The following is a 16,949-nucleotide window of genomic DNA, read 5'->3' as shown; positions in this document are numbered from 1 at the left end:
GCCTCAGGGCGCTTTTTTATTGCCTGTAATTCTGATACTGTTTTTATATACAGTGATGTCGGGGCTTACCTATGCGAAAAATCATTCATATCGATATGGACTGCTACTTTGCAGCCGTCGAGATGCGCGATTTTCCACAGTACCGCGGCAAACCACTGGCGGTAGGCGGCAGCAGCGACCGGCGAGGCGTCATCAGCACCTGTAACTATGAAGCCCGCGCCTTTGGTGTACGCTCTGCCATGGCTTCGGCCTATGCCCTTAAACTGTGCCCCAACCTGCTCCTGGTTCCCGGCCGGATGGAGGTATACAAGGCTGTTTCGCAACAAATACGCGAAATCTTCAGTCGTTATACGTCCCTGATTGAACCTCTGTCGCTGGATGAAGCTTATCTGGATGTGAGTGACTGCAGCTTGTATCAGGGCTCGGCCACCCGTATTGCCGAGGTGATTCGCAGTGACATATTCAAAGAAACCGGCCTGACGGCCTCGGCGGGCGTGAGTCCTATCAAGTTTGTTGCTAAGGTTGCTTCGGATCTCAATAAGCCCAATGGCCAGTATGTGGTGTCGCCCGATACCCTGATGCAATTCGTCAGAGCCTTACCCTTGGGTGAAATCCCCGGTGTCGGCAAAGTCACCGAAGAAAAGCTCAATGTGCTGGGACTTAAAACCTGCGCCGATGTACAGCAGGTGCCGCTGACGCTGCTGACAGAGCACTTTGGTAAATTCGGTGCCGTTTTGTATGAAAGGGCACATGGCCGGGATGAGCGGGCCATCGTTTCCCATCGCGAGCGGAAGTCCGTGGGGGTAGAGACCACACTGCCCAAAGACTTGCACACCCGTGAGGCATGCCTGGATGTGCTTTCATCACTCATTCCGGAGCTTAATCGTCGTCTTGGCCGCAGTGCTTCGGGGCGGCGTATTCACAAGCTGGTGGTAAAGCTCAAGTTTGATGATTTTCGTCAGACGACCATAGAAAGCCGCGCCGAAGAACCCTCGGTGAGATTATTCGAATCGCTGCTCAGTCAGGCCTTTGTGCGTGCCGAGGGCAGGGGCATTCGCCTGGTGGGAATTGCAGCGGGCCTCGTGTGCCAGAGTGAGTCAGAACAGGAGAGCAGCGCCCAGTTGGCGTTAAGCCTTTAGCGATGAATAATACTTTCTTGATGTGCCTGTGGTTGTGAGTCAGCGCCTGGGCATCTAAAATAGCGCTGTTTCGTGGCCAGTGGGCCGCGAGTTTAACAGTGAGCACAGCGTGAACAATCCCAAATCCCAACAGCGCGTTTCCAGGCGTCAATCCCCATCGGCCAACGCATCTTCTCCCTGGCAGAAGCAATCCCACGGCAAGCCGTCATCAGAGCGCAAGCGCAGCGACGCGCAGGATGATATGCGACCCGCCAGAGCCGAGCGCTATCAAGGCCGCAATCAACAGGAGCGCACTCAAGGCGACAAGGGGAGCGCAGTGGAGCAAGCTCAGGGCAAGGAAACGCGCGAGAGAAAAGGCGCTGACCGAAGCTCGGGTAAGGGACGTTTTGACCGCAACCCAGGTTCAGGTCGGACCGAACGACGCGACTCTTATCAACACAGAGAAGCTATGCGCGGAGAAGCTACGCGCCGAGAAGCTCCTCGCAGAGAGCCTGTGGGCAGAACGTCCGGCGCCCATGCAGGTTTCGATGGCAAGGATCAGCGCCTTAACGAGACCCGACTTTACGGCATTAATGCCTGCCGAGAAACCTTCAAGCTGCGCAGCGATGAGGTGATTAAGCTGTATCTGGATGAGGAGACTGCGCCCAAGTTTGCCGATGTGATGAAATACCTCGCCAGAAACCGCAAGGCATACCATGTAGTTGACGCCGATGAGCTGGAGAAAATTGCCGGCAGTCAGCATCACGGCGGTGTGGTGATGGTAGTGCGTCGTAAACCGGTACAGGACATGGCGGCCTATTTGGCTGCCAACACCGCTAAATCGCGGGATTGTTTACTTGCCCTCGATGGCGTGGGTAATCCCCACAATCTGGGCGCCATTATGCGCAGCTGTGCCCATTTCGGCGTGGCAGGCATAGTGATGACCGAAGCCGGATTACTTCAGTCCGGTGCTGCCGCCCGCACGGCGGAAGGGGGCATGGAGCATGTGGAGGGCATTCGCTGTGACAGGCTGACCGATGCGCTGCAGTTGTGCCGTGATGCCGGTTACAGCATCATCACAACCTCCAGCCACGGTGGTGAGTCTCTATATCACAGTAAGCTGCCGGCCAAGGTGGTGGTGGTATTCGGTGAGGAAATGGACGGTGTGTCCAAGGCGGTGGCGAGCCGCGCCGATATTGGCGTGCAAATTCCGGGTACCGGTTTGGTTGAGTCGCTGAACGTGAGTGTGGCGGCCAGCCTGATATTGGGTGAATGGTATCGCCAGCAGGGCTGAGTCAGTCATAACTCACGTGCTACCCGCACAACTCACCTCTTATGATAAAAGCGCCTCTGGGCGCTTTTATTCTTTTATCTCAATCGATTCGGGACAAGGATGGCAATTCGTGCCGGGTGAGATACAGCCTGATAGTCATCAGGGCTATGATGCCGCCAATCAGGGCACACAGCACATGATGCAGCACCAGATGGCTGAGCAGAAATGCCGGTATATCTTCCAGTCCATCCATCATCAGCAGCTTTATCACCAAGGCGAAATACACAGCCAGATGCAGCAGCACTGCGGTTACACATAGCTGGGCGAATTTGCTGCCCAGATGATTTGTCTGTGACTGGCCGCTTACCTGTTTGCCCGTGAAAGGCCGCGCGCGGGAGCGCATCCAGAGGCGGTTTAGCAGATACGCCACGGAGGCAATGGCCAGTGACATTCCCCCAAGCCCCATCAAAGAGGTTTTTACCATGATGGCAGCGACCACCAGATAGCCAATAAACATCGGAAATACTCAAAAATGTAAAGCCATATGCCACAGCGCAGCAGCTTAGGGTGCCTCGCTTAAAAGCGGCTTAAGCCTCAGCGTTTGAGTGAGCCCAATATTCCCCGCACCAGACTCTGCCCAAGCTTCGAGCCCACGGCCCGGGCGAGACTCTTGAAAAAGGCTTCGGCTGCGTTATCGCTTTGCCGAGAGGATGGCTTTTTCGCCACGTTCGGTTTGGATGACGTTTGGGCTGCATTAACGCGCTGTGACAGGATTTCGAAGGCGGATTCCCTGTCCACGGTTTCCTGATATTTGTTTTTCAGCGGCGAGCGTACAAGCAGTGCCAGACGCTCTTCATCGGATATGGGGCCGATGCGGGAGGCAGGAGGGCAGATAAGTACCCGCTCTACCTGTGTTGGTGCACCTTTGTTATCCAGCACAGATACCAGGGCTTCACCAACGCCCAGGGTCGTTATCACTTCGGCGGTGGAAAAATTCGGGTTGGGTCTGAAGTTCTCGGCGACCGCCCGAATGCTTTTTTGATCTTTGGGGGTAAAGGCCCTCAGAGCGTGCTGAATTCGACAGCCCAATTGGCCAAGAATATTCGGCGGAATATCCATGGGGCTTTGGCTGATAAAAAACACCCCCACACCCTTTGAGCGAATTAGCCGGACCACCTGTTCAATTTTATCGACCAGTACCTTGGGCGCATCATTAAACAGCAGGTGCGCCTCATCGAAAAAGAGCACCAGTTTGGGTTTGTCGGCATCGCCAACCTCGGGCAGGTTTTCAAACAGCTCAGAGAGCAGCCAAAACAGGAAGGTGGCATAGAGTTTGGGAGCCTGATGGATAAGCCGTGTCACATCCAGCAGACTGATAACCCCCTTGCCGGAAAAATCGTTTTGCATCAGGTCGCCAAGCTCCAGCGCCGGTTCGGTAAAAAAGGCATCGGCTCCCTGTTCGTCCAGTACCAGCAGTTTTCTTTGAATGGCGCCTATGCTGGCAGTGCTGATATTGCCGTAATTGCCCGACAGACTATTGCCTTTGTTGGCCATAAACCCAAGCAGCGCCCGCAAATCTTTGAGATCGAGCAGCAACATGCCTTCATCGTCGGCAAAGGCAAAGCAGCTATAGAGCACACCGGTTTGGGTATCGTTCAGCTCCAGCAGGCTCGAAAGCAGCAGCGGCCCCATTTCACTGATGGTGGTACGGGCCTGAAGGCCTCGCTGGCCGTAGATGTCCCAAAAAAGCGTTGGCTTGGCAGAAAAGTTGGGTACGGCCATGTCAATGTGATTGCAGCGTTCTGAAATTTTGGGGTTGTCTTTACCTGCTGCAGCCAGGCCACTGAGATCGCCTTTTACGTCTGCCACAAAGCAAGGCACGCCAAGCTCGGAAAAGGATTCCGCCAGCAGCTGCAGGCTGATGGTCTTGCCGGTCCCGGTTGCCCCGGTGATAAGGCCATGGCGGTTTGCCATGGCCGCGTTGAGAACAACCTGGGTGTTGCCATTGCCACCGAGAAGAATGGAATTCATCTGTTGCTCTCCATGTCAGTGATGCCGAGTGTTAGAGGCAGTTTTCCTCTTTATCCTCATCTTTGAAAAGGCCAGCTATTCCGGCAAAAAGGGCATTTATCACGCCGACCGCGGCATTTTCTTTGGCCGTAGTTTCTCTGTGATCCGGGTTGCTGCGATTTTGGTTGTCGTTTTCATAAACGCCAGTCACAAAGGCGCAGCCGGATTGGCTTACCTGATTGGCACTGCAGGCGGTCAGCAGCAGGGTAAGAGCTGTGGCAAGTGTCACAGGGAGTAAGCGCATGAGTCTTCCTTGAATCTTATGTAGATAGGTTTATGACTGAGTCCGTCACTGATGGTTCCATGGTTATAGCAAAGAAGCCCCGGCCGGTCATGTTCCTTGACGTCGGAAATTGAGCCTAAAATAGCAAAAAGCCACCCATTGGGTGGCTTTTGATTCACTAACAGCGAGTTACTTTACCTAATCAGGATAGCTTAGGGGTGCGTGGTGGTATTTGGCGTTTGTTACCGGTGGATTCAAACGCCGAGGCCAGGCTCAGCAGCGCGTTGTCATCGTAGGCTCGGCCAGCAAAGGTCAGACCCACAGGCATACCGATATCCGCCATCACACCCATGGGGACAGTCACTGTGGGTACGCCCAGGTGACGGATGGCGAGGTTGCCATTGGCTACCCAAACGCCGTTGCTCCAGGCGATATCGGCAGAAGCCGGGTTCACATCGGCATCGGCAGGGCCCACATCGGCCACGGTAGGGAAGAGCACGGCATCGAGCTTAAGCGCATCCATCCAGTCTTCGAGGTCAAGCTTGCGGGTCTTTTCAAGGCCGCGCAGACCGTCGGGCACAGTGGCAATTTCATTCCACGGCTTGATGCCGCGCTTGGCCATGTTGACGTACTCATCCATACCGGCGGCAAGGTCGCCCTCGCGATTTGGCAGTGTGCCCGGGTCATGGGGGAAAATCTTCGGCCCATCCACGTCCTCAAGCTTATTGAGCTTGGGGTCACCATTGGCACGCAAAAAGTCATCGAAGGCCCAGCCGGAGAGCTCCCACAGCTCGTCGTGCAAAAACTCAGGGGTGACTATGCCGCGATTGAACACGGTTGGCGCGCCGGGGCGATCGCCTTCGCAGTTGGACACCAGCGGGAAGTCCACTTCAATCACTTCGGCGCTGGCAGCTTCCAGCGCCGCCCGGGCCTGCTCCCACAGGGCAATCACAGAGTCGCGGGTATGAATGCGCTGACCGGTCGGGCCGCCAATACCCGGGTTTTCGCTGGTGCCAGCGAGTTCATCCTTATTGATAAACATCTTAGGCACACCAAAGCGCTTGCCTTTAAGGCTGTCGACGCCAGCGGCGAGGGCGAGATACGACTCGGGGCGCACTTCCGAGGCCTTGGGGATGCTCACCCAGGGCTGCATACGCCACAGATCGCCGCGGGTATCAGCATCGTCGGCAACCACAACATCCAGCACTTCCAGCAAATCGGCCATGGTGCGGGCGTAGGGCACGACCACGTCCATGGTGGGGGTCAGTGGCCAGTTGCCGCGCACCGAAATCACGCCGCGGGACGGGGTGTAGGCGCACAGACCGTTGTTGGAAGCAGGGCCGCGGCCGCTGGACCAGGTTTCTTCGGCAAGGCCAAAGGCGCAAAAGCTTGCCGCAGTGGCGGTACCGGCGCCATTGGATGAGCCGGAGGCGAAGGGCGCGGTCAGGTAGTCGCCGTTATAGGGGCTTTCGGCGCGGCCATACACACCGCGCTGCATGCCGCCATTGGCCATGGGCGGCATATTGGTTTTGCCAAGGCAGATGGCGCCTGCGGCGCGCAGACGCTCTACGGTGAAGGCATCGCGCTGGGCAACCAAATCTTTAAAGGCCGGGCTGCCGGAGGCGGCAGTGAGGCCCTTCACCAGATAGCTGTCTTTGGCGGTGTAGGGGATGCCATCGAGGGGACCCAGGGTCTCGCCGCGGGCACGGCGCGCGTCGGATGCTTCGGCTTCTTTAAGCGCATCTGGGTTGTGCACCACAACGGCGTTTAATTTGGTGGCAGTGTCCGGGCCATCAAAGGCCTCGATGCGGGCGAGATAGGCCTTAACCAGTTCGACCGATGTGGTGCGGCCGGACTCGAGCGCGGCGCGAAGCGTTGCAATGGAAACTTCGGTTACTTCGAACATACGGGTAACTCCGAAAAGGTGAATGAACAGGCCGATTATTTGCCGGATGGGATCTGCTGGGTAATGCAGTGGATGTTACCACCGCCAAGCAGGATCTCACGGGCAGGCACACCGATAACCTTATGCTCAGGGAAGATGTCTTCCAGAATACGCTGAGCTTCACCGTCGGTGGCTTCGTCCAAAAGCGGGTAGACGATACGGTCGTTGGTGATAAGGAAGTTCACGTAAGAGCCGGCCAGACGGCCTTCGGCTTCGCGTGGCACGCCGGTGCCGCTCTCGACGCCAGCGGATTCTTCTTCGGTGCAGTACAGCGGGCCTGGTTGAGGCAGCTTCCATACCTTCAATTTACGGCCCTTGGCATCCTCGGCGGCTTCCAGCACCTTGAGCGCGGCAACAGAGCGTTCGTACTGTGGGTCGCTTTCATCATCGGTCCAGTGCAGTGCTACTTCACCCGGGCGGACAAAACAGCAGATGTTGTCGATGTGGCCATCGGTCTCGTCCATGTAAACGCCGTCACCCAGCCAGATAAAGCTGGTTACACCCAGATAGTCGCGCAGGTGCGCTTCGATTTGCTCTTTGGTGAGGTGTGGGTTGCGGTTTTCATTCAAAAGGCACTCGGCGGTTGTGAGGCAGGTGCCTTCACCGTCCACGTGGATGGAGCCGCCTTCGAGGATAAGCGGCGCCTGGTATCTGTCCATGCCATGCTGGGCGAGCATTTGAGCCGCCACTTTCTCATCCTGATCCCATGGATAGTAGAGGCCGCCCTTGTGGCCGCCCCAGGCATTGAAGCCCCAATCGATGCCGCGGCACTCGCCGGCGGCGTTGGTAACCACGGTCGGGCCTGTGTCGCGGGCCCAGCAGTCATCGCTGTTCATCTCAACCAAAGTCACGTGGGCCGGCATAATGGCGCGGGCCTTATCCATAAACTCGGCTGGCACCCCCATAAACACAGGTGTGGCACCGCCAATGGCATCGGCCACCTTGGCGAAGGTCGCCTGGGCAAAGCGACCGGCTTCGCGCCAGTTGTCAGGACGAAATGGCCAGATCATCCACACGGCCTGCTGGTGTGCCCATTCGGCTGGCATGGTGAAGCCATCGGCGGCCGGAGTTGAGTTGAGAGTGTTGATGCTCATTGCTATGTCCTTGCGCCCCTGTGTCGGCACCAAGCCACGCAGGGGCGGTAATGGGAAAATGGCACATGCCGTTATGTCTTGCGTCGCCGCCAGGTAAGGCGGCAGCGCGGTGAAATTAATCTTAGCTTCGAACTGCCAGAATCCCAGCGTGGGTAATGCTACACCGGCAAGCCTGGAGACTTTTCGAACTCTGATAAATCTTATCACTGAGCCTTATCGAAAAAGCCTTACATCACAGGGTCAAAGTCAAAGCTTTCACAGTGTAAGAAGTTGCACCATCATACAACAAATGAATAAGATGTATGTGCCCATAATTAATATGAATAGTGGTCATGAAACTGCATCAACTCGACCTGAATCTGCTGCTTGCCTTTGACGCTCTGATGACCCAGGGCAGTGTGACCCGCGCGGCCGAGTCGCTGTTTATCAGTCAGCCGGCCATGAGTCATGCCCTGGGCAGGCTGCGTACCGCTTTTGGCGATCAGCTGCTGGTGCGCACTCCTCAGGGGATGGTGCCCACCCCCCGCGCCCAGCATCTGCACAGCGGCGTGCGTCAGGCACTCAGGCTTTTGGAGCAGCAGCTCAGCGAGGAAGAAGCCTTCGACCCCCAAAGCTCACGGCGCCGCTTTGTGCTGTGCACCACCGACTATGTGGAGTGTGTACTGATGCCGCCTTTGATGCAGCGGCTGAATGAGCTTGCCCCCGGGGTCAGCATTGAAATCCGCATTCTGCGGGACAGGCTGCCGGAGGCGGAGCTTGCGTCCGGTGAAATAGATTTGGTGCTGGGCTTTGATGAATATATGCAGGTGCCGGCCTATCTTGGCAAAGAAACCTGGCTTACCGAACCGCTGGCAGGTTTGGTGCGAAAAGACTTACCCGGGGTTGGCGAGCAGATGGCGCTTAGCGAGCTTATCGGCATGGCCCATGTGTTTCACTCGCCACTTGGTACCTCAGAAGCCAGGCTAGATAGCTGGCTCGGGAGCCAGGGCTTGTCGCGGCGTATTTCGGTGAACAGCCAAAGCTACATGTCGGCGGCGGCGATTGTGTGTCGAAGCGACTATGTATTGGTGCTTCCCCAAAAGGTGGCAGATTTGCTGGCCGAACACTGGCCGCTGAAGCGGCTTCAGCTGCCCGAAGATGTGCCCGGGTATCATCTTAACTGCGTCTGGCACCCTGCGCTTGGCGGACATCCGGCGCTGATTTGGCTTCGCAGCCTGATGAAGTCGTTGGTGAGCAATTAGGTTTTCTATTTTCAAAAGAATCAGAAAAGGGCGACTCAAGAGTCGCCCTTTTTACTGGATTAATTTAAGGCTCAGGCCTTTTCAGGAATACGCTCAAGCACTGCCAGCAGCAACTGCCAGTATTGGCCCACGGTTTCGATGTTCACCATCTCATCCGGGCTGTGTGGGAAGCGGATGGTGGGGCCAATGGAAACCATGTCCATCTCGGGGTAGGGCTTCTTGAACAGGCCACACTCGAGACCGGCGTGGATAACCATGATCACCGGCTCCTTGTTGTAGATGTCCTGATAGGTTTCACGCACGATGGCCATCACAGGCGAGCTGTTGTCCGGCTTCCAACCCGGGTAAGCACCGGAGAGCTCGATTTCAGCGCCGGCGAGGTTAGAGAGCGCAATCAGCATGCCTTCGACCTGGGTGCGGCCAGAGTCAATCAGGGAGCGGATCAGGCAGAGGATTTTCACATCCTGCTCGCTGGTGGTGATAACGCCCACGTTCAGCGAAGTTTCGGTGACACCGGCTACTTCATCGCTCATGCGCATTACGCCGTTGGGGCAGGCGTTCAGCAGGTCGATAAAGGTGTTCTGGCTGTGCTCGCTCATCACCCGCTTGGGCTCGGCCACTTCAGTCAGGGTCAGAACGGCACCAGGATCGGCAATGGCCAGCTCTTCACGCACCAGGGCTTCGAAGGCGCTGACGGCGTCTTTCAAGCCTTGCTCGTGCTCCGCCGGTACCATCAGGGTCAGGCCAGCTTCGCGGGGAATGGCGTTACGCAGTGAGCCGCCGTTGAAATCAGCCAGCTCCAGTTGCAGGGCTTCAACGTTTTCAAACAGGAAACGGGCCAGCAGCTTGTTGGCATTGCCACGGCCAAGGTGAATGTTCACCCCTGAGTGACCACCCTTGAGACCAGACAGGTTCAGCGCGAAGCTCTTGTAACCTTCGGCAGGGGCTTCCCATACCATGGGCAGGGTGATTTCGGCGTCTACGCCACCGGCGCAGCCCATGTAAATTTCGCCTTCCTGCTCAGAATCTGTGTTGATCAGGATTTCGGCATCCAGATATCCGGCTTCCAGACCGAAGGCGCCGGTCATACCGGCTTCTTCGTCTATGGTCAGCAGCACTTCCAGTGGGCCGTGGGGAATGTCATCGCTGCCAAGAATGGCCAGGGCTGATGCCATGCCTATGCCGTTGTCTGAGCCCAGGGTAGTGCCACGGGCCTTAACCCACTCGCCATCCACATAGGCTTCAATGGGGTCTTTGGTAAAGTCGTGTACCTTGTCGTTGTTCTTCTGCGGCACCATGTCGATGTGTGCCTGAATCACCACAGTCTTGCGGTTTTCCATGCCGGGAGTGGCGGCTTTACGGATAATCAGGTTGCCGACTTTATCTTCCACCACAGGCAGGCCTTTATCGCGGGCCCATGCCTGAATGTGCTGGCTCAGGGCCGCTTCGTGTTTGGAAGGATGGGGAATGGCACAGATTTGTTCGAACCACTGCCACAGAGGCTGAGGGTAGAGCTGATTAATAGCAGTCACGGAATACTCCCGGCTTTTTTGTCATGACTGGGCGGTGCGCCCTTGATTGCGCCGAGTTTACCACAGTGTGGGCCCCGGGTGGATGGGCAAACATCCCTCTTGTGGAAGCCAAAGTTTCCAGCGAAAGGCCGTGCAGCGGGTGGCAAATGATGCTGATTGCAGGAATAATCAGCCGAGCCTTGCAATACACAATCAAAACAATAGGACGGGTCATGTTTCAGGCACAATTTGTTGTTGAACAGGATGAAAATGGCATCTTCGCCGGTGAGGGCTTTGATGCCCTGTTGGTGCTGAGCCCCTCATTGGATGCAGTTTCCCTCGATGAAGTACGTCTGCTGGCAGGTCACGCCGCCAGTATCGACAACCGGGTGGGAAAGACCACCACCTTACTGCTGGCACCGGGCCTCGCCGGTGGCCGCTTGATTTACGCCCCCATCGGCAGCAGCTATGGCGATTATGATGACGTGCGTTCTGTCACCCTGGCTGCCCGTAGCGCCATTGCCATGGCAAGAGATGCCGGTGCCTCCCGACCACTGCTGGCGGTGTTTGGCCGTGACGATAAGGTTGAAGCCATGCTGGCCGCCGCCCTTGGCTGTGGTCAGGAATTATGGACCAGCCTTGAGGCCCGAGAGCAGGGCGCTGCCCCTTGCAGCATTGAAGCCATTGGCCTTTATGGCGCCGATGAGTCGCTCGCCACACTGGCCAGCGCCCTCGAAACCGGTCGCAATCTTGCCCGAGACCTGTGCGGCACCGAACCTGAGCGTATGTCGGCGCCCGCGTTTGCCGATTACTGCGTGAAGGCCTTTGCTGGCACTGATATTCACACCCGGGTGATTGAAGGCCGTGATGAACTGGAGCGAGACTATCCACTTTTGAGCGCCGTAGGCCGCGCCTCTTTTGCGGTGGGACGTCATCAGCCTAGAGTCGTGAAACTCGAATACGTGGGCGAGGGCGAGATAGAGCGCACTTTCCTCTTTGCCGGTAAAGGCGTGGTATACGACACCGGCGGCGCCGATCTGAAAATTGGCGGGGCCATGGCAGGCATGAGCCGTGACAAGGGCGGCGCGGCTGCCGTTGCAGGGCTCATGAAAACCCTGTCGTTGCTGAAACCCAAAGGTATTCGTGTAATTGCTGAGCTTGGACTGGTGCGTAACAGCATTGGCTCAGAGGCTTTTGTCACCGATGAAATCATTCCAAGTCACGCCGGGGTGCGGGTGCGCATTGGCAACACCGATGCCGAGGGGCGCCTGGTGCTGGCCGATATCTTAAGCCACCTGCGGCAGAAGGCAGTGGGCGCCGTCAACCCGGAAATATTTTCGGTAGCAACGCTTACCGGCCACGTCGTGCGTGCCTACGGCGGTTATCCTGCGGCGGTGGCCAACTCGGTGGCCCATAGTGGCGATGTGGCCGGGACCATTGCCGCACTCGGTGACAGCGTTGGTGAGCCCTTTGAAGTCTCCAGACTGCGCCGGGAAGACTTTGACAAGATTAAAGATGTATCTGGTGCGTCAGACATATTGTCATCCAACAATGCACCTTCGTCTGTGACCGCCCGCGGCCATCAGTTCCCGGCGGCATTTCTTATCCGCGCCTCGGGCCTTGAGGCACATGGACTTGGCAGCGATAAACCCTTGCCTTATGTGCATCTGGACATCGCGGGCAGCGCCACCGAAGGTGACCCTTTGTATGGTAAGCCAACCGCATCGCCTTTGGCAGTAATGTGTCATTACATTACAAAATAATTACACAATTTATAACTTGTTGAAAAATTGCGGAATGCCATTGGTGTTCCGCTTTTTTATCTGATATTTATCACAAATAACCCCAGTTTTAATGTGTAATAAAATTACAGAAATTCGCCAAAATAAAAATTTATCAAATAATGCTTGTAATAAAACTACAGATAGCTATACTTGCTCTCGTTGACGGGGCAAGATGCCTGTCACCTCTAGTCAATCCAGGATGGATACCTCTCCAGGGAACCGAGTGACAAGTTGTCTCCACGGAAATGAGAATCTCTAGCTCCAGGGAACCGAGCCAAGCTTCGCTAGAGTACTAACTGACTTGTTAATTTGGAGCTTATGACTATGTCTTACACTGGTAAAAACGCTTTCGTTTGGCAGAACACCTGGTTTAACGCAACTCTGCTGCGCGGTGGTCTGTACACCATGACTTTCAAGGGCTAATCGTCCCCTCTATGGCGATTCAAGGGCTTAACTACCCCTTCTTGAAGTAGTTTCCATCATCCATCAACCTTTGTGTTACCCCTTTGGGTACTTTTTGGACTCAAGTAGTATGTTGATTCGCATCATCAACATACCAAGGTGTTTCCGCTAGCGCGGTAATTCTTTTCCCATCCGGGACGCTTGAAACATGTCTTTGCCTGCTCATTGAGCAGGCTTTTTTTTATCCATCGAAAGCTTCCTTTCTAACCATCGCAATCGATTGCATTCTGCGCCAGCGCTCGCCTTGGGCATTTGTTCTGGCCTGACCAGGGGAAAGCCCCTATAATCTGCGCCGAATCGAGAATGTTAAGGCATTTTTACATTCACCCTCTCGTACCCAATACTAAAACAAGATCAAGGAACCCAGTTCCATGTTAGAAAAACTCTTTAAACTCAAAGAAAACCAAACGACCTTAAAGCAGGAAGTGGTTGCGGGGTTAACAACCTTCCTGACCATGGCGTACATTATTTTCGTCAATCCCATGATGCTCGCCGATGCCGGTATGGACCATGGCGCCGTGTTTGTGGCGACCTGTCTTGCGGCTGCCGTAGGTTGTTTGATCATGGGCCTGATGGCCAACTATCCCATTGCGCTGGCACCCGGTATGGGGCTTAACGCCTTCTTTACCTACACAGTGGTCGGTGAAATGGGTTACAGCTGGGAAACGGCGCTGGGCGCCGTGTTTATGTCCGGTGTCTGCTTCCTGATTTTGTCGCTGGTCCGCATTCGTGAGTGGATTGTTAACTCCATCCCCATGTCACTGCGTCTTGGCATTGCTGCCGGTATCGGTCTGTTCCTGGCGCTGATTGGCCTTAAGAGCGCGGGTATTGTGGTGGCGAGCCCTGCGACCCTGGTGACCATGGGCGATATCAAGGCCTTCCCGGCAGTGATGGCGGTTCTGGGCTTCTTCCTGATTATTGCCATGGTAAACCGCGGCATGAAGTCAGCGGTTATCTTAAGCATTCTCGCCATTACCGGCCTGGGACTGCTGTTTGGTGATGTGCAGTACCATGGTTTGGTATCGGCGCCACCGTCAATCGCCCCCACTTTTATGAAGATGGATCTCTCGGCCGTGCTCGAAGTAAGCATGCTGTCGGTGGTATTCGCCTTCCTGTTCGTGGACCTCTTCGATACCTCTGGCACCCTGGTTGCTGTAGCCCAGCGCGGTGGTTTCCTCGATGACAAGGGCCGTTTGCCTCGCCTGAACCGCGCTCTGACAGCCGACAGTGTGGCCACCATTGCCGGTGCCGGCCTGGGTACCTCAACCACAACCAGTTATATCGAGAGTACAGCCGGTGTGAGTGCCGGTGGCCGTACCGGTCTGACTGCCGTAGTGGTAGGACTTCTGTTCCTGGCGTCACTCTTTATTTCGCCGCTGGCGGGCATGGTGCCTGCTTACGCTACCGCAGGTACGCTGTTCTACGTGGCCATTCTGATGATGTCAGGCCTGGTGCATGTTGAGTGGGAAGACATCACTGAAGCCGCCCCTGTAGTGGTGGTGTGTCTCTTGATGCCGCTGACCTTCTCCATTGCCTCGGGTATCGCCTTTGGCTTTATTTCTTATGCCGCCATCAAGGCCCTCAGTGGTCGCTTCCGCGACCTCAACGTGGGTATTGTGGTGCTGGCACTGCTGTTTGTGGCGAAGTTTGCCTTTGCCTGATAGCTCCCGGGCTGGTTAACAGATTAAGGGTCATACAATGTATGGCCCTTTTTTTGTGTATTTTTTTAACTTGAGCGCTTTTTGTGGCAAATATCCATCGGCGCCGTTGTGCAAGGGCGGTTGCTTTGGGTATAAGGTGAGTTCGGCTTTTTTACATGGATCAAGATGAACTCGAGTGTGCAGGGCTACCGACGGGTAGTGGTAAAACTGGGGACCAGTGTACTGACATCCGGCAGCAAGTCGTTGGATAAGGCGCATATGGTGGAGCTTGCCAGGCAAATGGCAGGACTGATGAAGTCAGGTGTGGAAGTGGTGTTGGTGACCTCGGGTGCCATTGCCGCTGGACGTGAACATCTGGGTTACCCGGTATTGCCCGACACCATGGCCAACAAGCAACTCCTGGCCGCTGTCGGGCAAAGTCAGCTCATTCTCGCCTGGTCACAACTCTTCAGTATTTACGGCCTGCATGTGGGCCAGTTGCTGCTGACCCGGGCTGATCTGCACGACCGTGAGCGTTATCTCAATGCCCGCGATACCCTCAATGCGCTGCTGGCGCAGGGGATTGTCCCCATCATCAATGAAAACGATGCGGTGGCGACCACCGAAATCAAGGTGGGGGATAACGATAATTTGTCTGCCCGGGCGGCGCTCCTGTGCGATGCCGACCTCTTGATGCTGCTCACCGACCAAAAAGGTTTGTTCGATGCCGATCCCCGCAAAGAGCCCAATGCACGCTTGATCCCCGAGGTTGAGCACATCGACGACAGCCTGCGTCTACTGGCCGGTGGCTCTGTGTCAGGCCTTGGCACCGGCGGTATGGCCACCAAGTTGCAGGCCGCTGATATTGCCCGCCGCGCCGGCGTGGAAGTGATCATTGCCTCGGGTCATCACCCGGAAGTAATTCAAAAGGCGGCCCGCCGCGAGGCCGTGGGTACCCGTTTTCTGGCCATTGAGAGTCCGCTGGAAAGTCGCAAACAGTGGATCCTGGCCGGTCCCAAGGCGAAAGGCCGCCTGCTGCTGGACCTTGGTGCCGTTGCCGCGGTGACCTGCCGGGGTCGCAGTCTGCTCTCCAAAGGAATCACAGGGGTTGAAGGCCAGTTCGAGCGTGGAGACACACTGGAGCTGGTGAGTCCCGATGGCCGGGTGGTGGCCAGGGGGATTGCCCGTTATCAGTCTCAGGCGCTGCACCAGATAGCCGGTAAGCACTCAGACGAGATTGAACCCCTGCTTGGCTACGACTATGGCGATGCTGTGGTGCACCGCAATGATATGGTGGTATTGGAAATGATTGGGGAGGCCAAGTGATGGACACTCAGGCATATTTGCAGCAACTGGGTCAGGCCGCCAAAAGCTCAGGTTTTTCGCTGGCAAACCTTGGCGTGATGGCCAAAAACCGTTTGTTGGGCCGGGTTGCCGCCGAGCTTAATTCGGCATTCGATGAGATATTAGCCGCCAACGCCAAAGATGTATCGGCAGCGCGTGCGTCGGGTTTGGGGGATGCCATGATAGACAGGCTGCTCCTTAATGAAGACAGGCTGAGTGGCATCATTGCCGATATCGATAATGTGATCTCCCTTGCCGACCCTATAGGTGAAGAGTTTGACAGTCGGCAGCTGGATAACGGCATGCGCCTGTGCCGTCGCCGTGTTCCCCTTGGTGTGATTGGCGTGATTTACGAGGCCCGCCCCAATGTCACAGTGGAAATTGCCGTGCTGGCACTGAAAACCGGTAACGCGGTCATCCTTCGCGGTGGAAAAGAAACCCGTGAGTCGAATATCGCACTTGCCGCTGCTATTCGCCGCGCCCTGGCCGGTGAAGGCCTGCCCGAAGATTGCGTGCAGCTTATTGATAATCCAGATAGAGCCTTGGTCACTGGCCTTTTGAAGCTGGATAAATTCGTCGACATGATAGTGCCAAGAGGTGGCCAGGGTTTGCAGCGGCTTTGTGCTGAGCAGGCCACCATTCCAGTGATCCTGGGGGGCATTGGTATCTGTCATCTGTATCTTGATAAGGACGCCGATATCAATCGCGCTGCCGATGTGATTATCAATGCCAAGGTGCAGCGCCCCACAGTATGTAATGCGCTGGACACCCTGCTTATTCACAGGGATAGACTCGACTGGTTGCCTGAACTCGCCAGAGCGCTGCAGGAAAAAGACGTGAAGCTGGTGGCCTGCGAGCAAAGCCAGAGCCTGCTCGCCGCTGCGGGAATCAAGGCAGAGGTGGCCAGCGATGAGAGTTTTGCAACCGAGTGGTTGTCACTCACTCTGGGGGTGAAGGTAGTTTCGGATATCGACGAGGCCATCGCCCATATTCGCCACTACTCATCCGGGCACTCTGAGGCGATTCTTACCGACAATCTTGCAGCGGCGACCCACTTTATGAATGAAGTTAACTCGGCGGCCGTGTACCTCAATGCTTCAACCCGCTTCACCGATGGCGGCCAGTTTGGCCTTGGCGCAGAGGTGGCGGTCAGCACGCAAAAACTCCATGCCAGAGGCCCAATGGGGCTCGAGGCCCTGACCACCTATAAATGGTTGGGTGTTGGGGATTACAGCTGCCGATAA

Annotated in this window: 13 protein-coding genes; 7 read left to right on the top strand and 6 right to left on the bottom strand. The window is 56.0% G+C overall.

What is annotated here, in order from left to right:
* Positions 1–71: 71 nt before the first annotated feature.
* Positions 72–1,139 (top strand): DNA polymerase IV, encoded by a 1,068-nt coding sequence (dinB, locus tag K0H79_RS13190; RefSeq protein WP_220076118.1) that lies wholly within the window; start codon positions 72–74, stop codon positions 1,137–1,139.
* A gap of 109 nt (positions 1,140–1,248) precedes the next feature.
* Positions 1,249–2,412, top strand: a complete 1,164-nt coding sequence (locus K0H79_RS13185; protein ID WP_258405389.1) for a tRNA/rRNA methyltransferase — start codon at positions 1,249–1,251, stop codon at positions 2,410–2,412.
* Between the two features lie 79 nt (positions 2,413–2,491).
* On the opposite strand, the gene K0H79_RS13180 is transcribed toward K0H79_RS13185, so the two are convergent.
* From K0H79_RS13180 to aguA, 5 genes are all read right to left on the bottom strand, one after another.
* Entirely contained in the window at positions 2,492–2,908 is a 417-nt protein-coding gene (locus tag K0H79_RS13180) for a hypothetical protein (RefSeq protein WP_220076117.1), read from the bottom strand.
* Positions 2,909–2,985: 77 nt separating this feature from the next.
* Complete coding sequence (locus K0H79_RS13175) at positions 2,986–4,422, bottom strand: helicase HerA-like domain-containing protein (RefSeq protein WP_220076116.1); 1,437 nt, start codon at positions 4,420–4,422, stop codon at positions 2,986–2,988.
* 31 nt (positions 4,423–4,453) lie between these two features.
* Entirely contained in the window at positions 4,454–4,705 is a 252-nt protein-coding gene (locus tag K0H79_RS13170; protein WP_220065214.1) for a hypothetical protein, read from the bottom strand.
* Between the two features lie 181 nt (positions 4,706–4,886).
* The gene (locus K0H79_RS13165; RefSeq protein WP_220076115.1) at positions 4,887–6,590 is read right to left on the bottom strand and encodes an amidase; all 1,704 of its coding nucleotides are present in this window, start codon (positions 6,588–6,590) and stop codon (positions 4,887–4,889) included.
* Positions 6,591–6,625: 35 nt separating this feature from the next.
* Positions 6,626–7,723, bottom strand: coding sequence for an agmatine deiminase (gene aguA / locus K0H79_RS13160; RefSeq protein WP_220076114.1), 1,098 nt, complete (start codon positions 7,721–7,723; stop codon positions 6,626–6,628).
* A gap of 332 nt (positions 7,724–8,055) precedes the next feature.
* Here aguA and K0H79_RS13155 point away from each other — a divergent pair, with 332 nt between their 5' ends.
* Positions 8,056–8,964, top strand: a complete 909-nt coding sequence (locus K0H79_RS13155) for a LysR family transcriptional regulator (protein ID WP_220076113.1) — start codon at positions 8,056–8,058, stop codon at positions 8,962–8,964.
* 71 nt (positions 8,965–9,035) lie between these two features.
* Here K0H79_RS13155 and K0H79_RS13150 read toward each other — a convergent pair whose 3' ends face one another.
* Positions 9,036–10,496: an aminoacyl-histidine dipeptidase gene (locus K0H79_RS13150; protein WP_011760628.1), complete on the bottom strand. Its 1,461-nt coding sequence runs from the start codon at positions 10,494–10,496 to the stop codon at positions 9,036–9,038.
* A gap of 212 nt (positions 10,497–10,708) precedes the next feature.
* On the opposite strand from K0H79_RS13150, the gene K0H79_RS13145 reads away from it, so the two are divergent.
* From K0H79_RS13145 to K0H79_RS13130, 4 genes are all read left to right on the top strand, one after another.
* Positions 10,709–12,238: a leucyl aminopeptidase family protein gene (locus tag K0H79_RS13145; protein ID WP_220076112.1), complete on the top strand. Its 1,530-nt coding sequence runs from the start codon at positions 10,709–10,711 to the stop codon at positions 12,236–12,238.
* A gap of 854 nt (positions 12,239–13,092) precedes the next feature.
* Positions 13,093–14,382, top strand: coding sequence for an NCS2 family permease (locus K0H79_RS13140; protein ID WP_220076111.1), 1,290 nt, complete (start codon positions 13,093–13,095; stop codon positions 14,380–14,382).
* 165 nt (positions 14,383–14,547) lie between these two features.
* On the top strand, positions 14,548–15,687 hold the full coding sequence (gene proB, locus K0H79_RS13135) for a glutamate 5-kinase (protein WP_220076110.1): 1,140 nt from the start codon (positions 14,548–14,550) through the stop codon (positions 15,685–15,687).
* Entirely contained in the window at positions 15,687–16,949 is a 1,263-nt protein-coding gene (locus tag K0H79_RS13130; protein WP_220076109.1) for a glutamate-5-semialdehyde dehydrogenase, read from the top strand. Before proB ends, K0H79_RS13130 begins: the two co-directional genes overlap by 1 nt.

Origin of the sequence: Shewanella sp. FJAT-52076, assembly GCF_019457455.1 — a bacterium.
Classification (GTDB): Bacteria; Pseudomonadota; Gammaproteobacteria; order Enterobacterales; family Shewanellaceae; genus Shewanella; species Shewanella zhangzhouensis.
The sequence above is the reverse complement of the archived record's forward strand: the minus strand, read 5'-3'. Positions and strand labels throughout refer to the sequence as shown.

Excerpts from the sequence above, each read along its gene's own strand:
- dinB (WP_220076118.1), top strand. The coding sequence starts at position 72 with ATGCGAAAAATCATTCATATCGATATGGACTGCTACTTTGCAGCCGTC.
- K0H79_RS13180 (WP_220076117.1), bottom strand. The coding sequence starts at position 2,908 with ATGTTTATTGGCTATCTGGTGGTCGCTGCCATCATGGTAAAAACCTCT.
- K0H79_RS13175 (WP_220076116.1), bottom strand. The coding sequence starts at position 4,422 with ATGAATTCCATTCTTCTCGGTGGCAATGGCAACACCCAGGTTGTTCTC.
- K0H79_RS13170 (WP_220065214.1), bottom strand. The coding sequence starts at position 4,705 with ATGCGCTTACTCCCTGTGACACTTGCCACAGCTCTTACCCTGCTGCTG.
- K0H79_RS13165 (WP_220076115.1), bottom strand. The coding sequence starts at position 6,590 with ATGTTCGAAGTAACCGAAGTTTCCATTGCAACGCTTCGCGCCGCGCTC.
- aguA (WP_220076114.1), bottom strand. The coding sequence starts at position 7,723 with ATGAGCATCAACACTCTCAACTCAACTCCGGCCGCCGATGGCTTCACC.
- K0H79_RS13155 (WP_220076113.1), top strand. The coding sequence starts at position 8,056 with ATGAAACTGCATCAACTCGACCTGAATCTGCTGCTTGCCTTTGACGCT.
- K0H79_RS13145 (WP_220076112.1), top strand. The coding sequence starts at position 10,709 with ATGTTTCAGGCACAATTTGTTGTTGAACAGGATGAAAATGGCATCTTC.
- K0H79_RS13140 (WP_220076111.1), top strand. The coding sequence starts at position 13,093 with ATGTTAGAAAAACTCTTTAAACTCAAAGAAAACCAAACGACCTTAAAG.
- proB (WP_220076110.1), top strand. The coding sequence starts at position 14,548 with ATGAACTCGAGTGTGCAGGGCTACCGACGGGTAGTGGTAAAACTGGGG.
- K0H79_RS13130 (WP_220076109.1), top strand. The coding sequence starts at position 15,687 with ATGGACACTCAGGCATATTTGCAGCAACTGGGTCAGGCCGCCAAAAGC.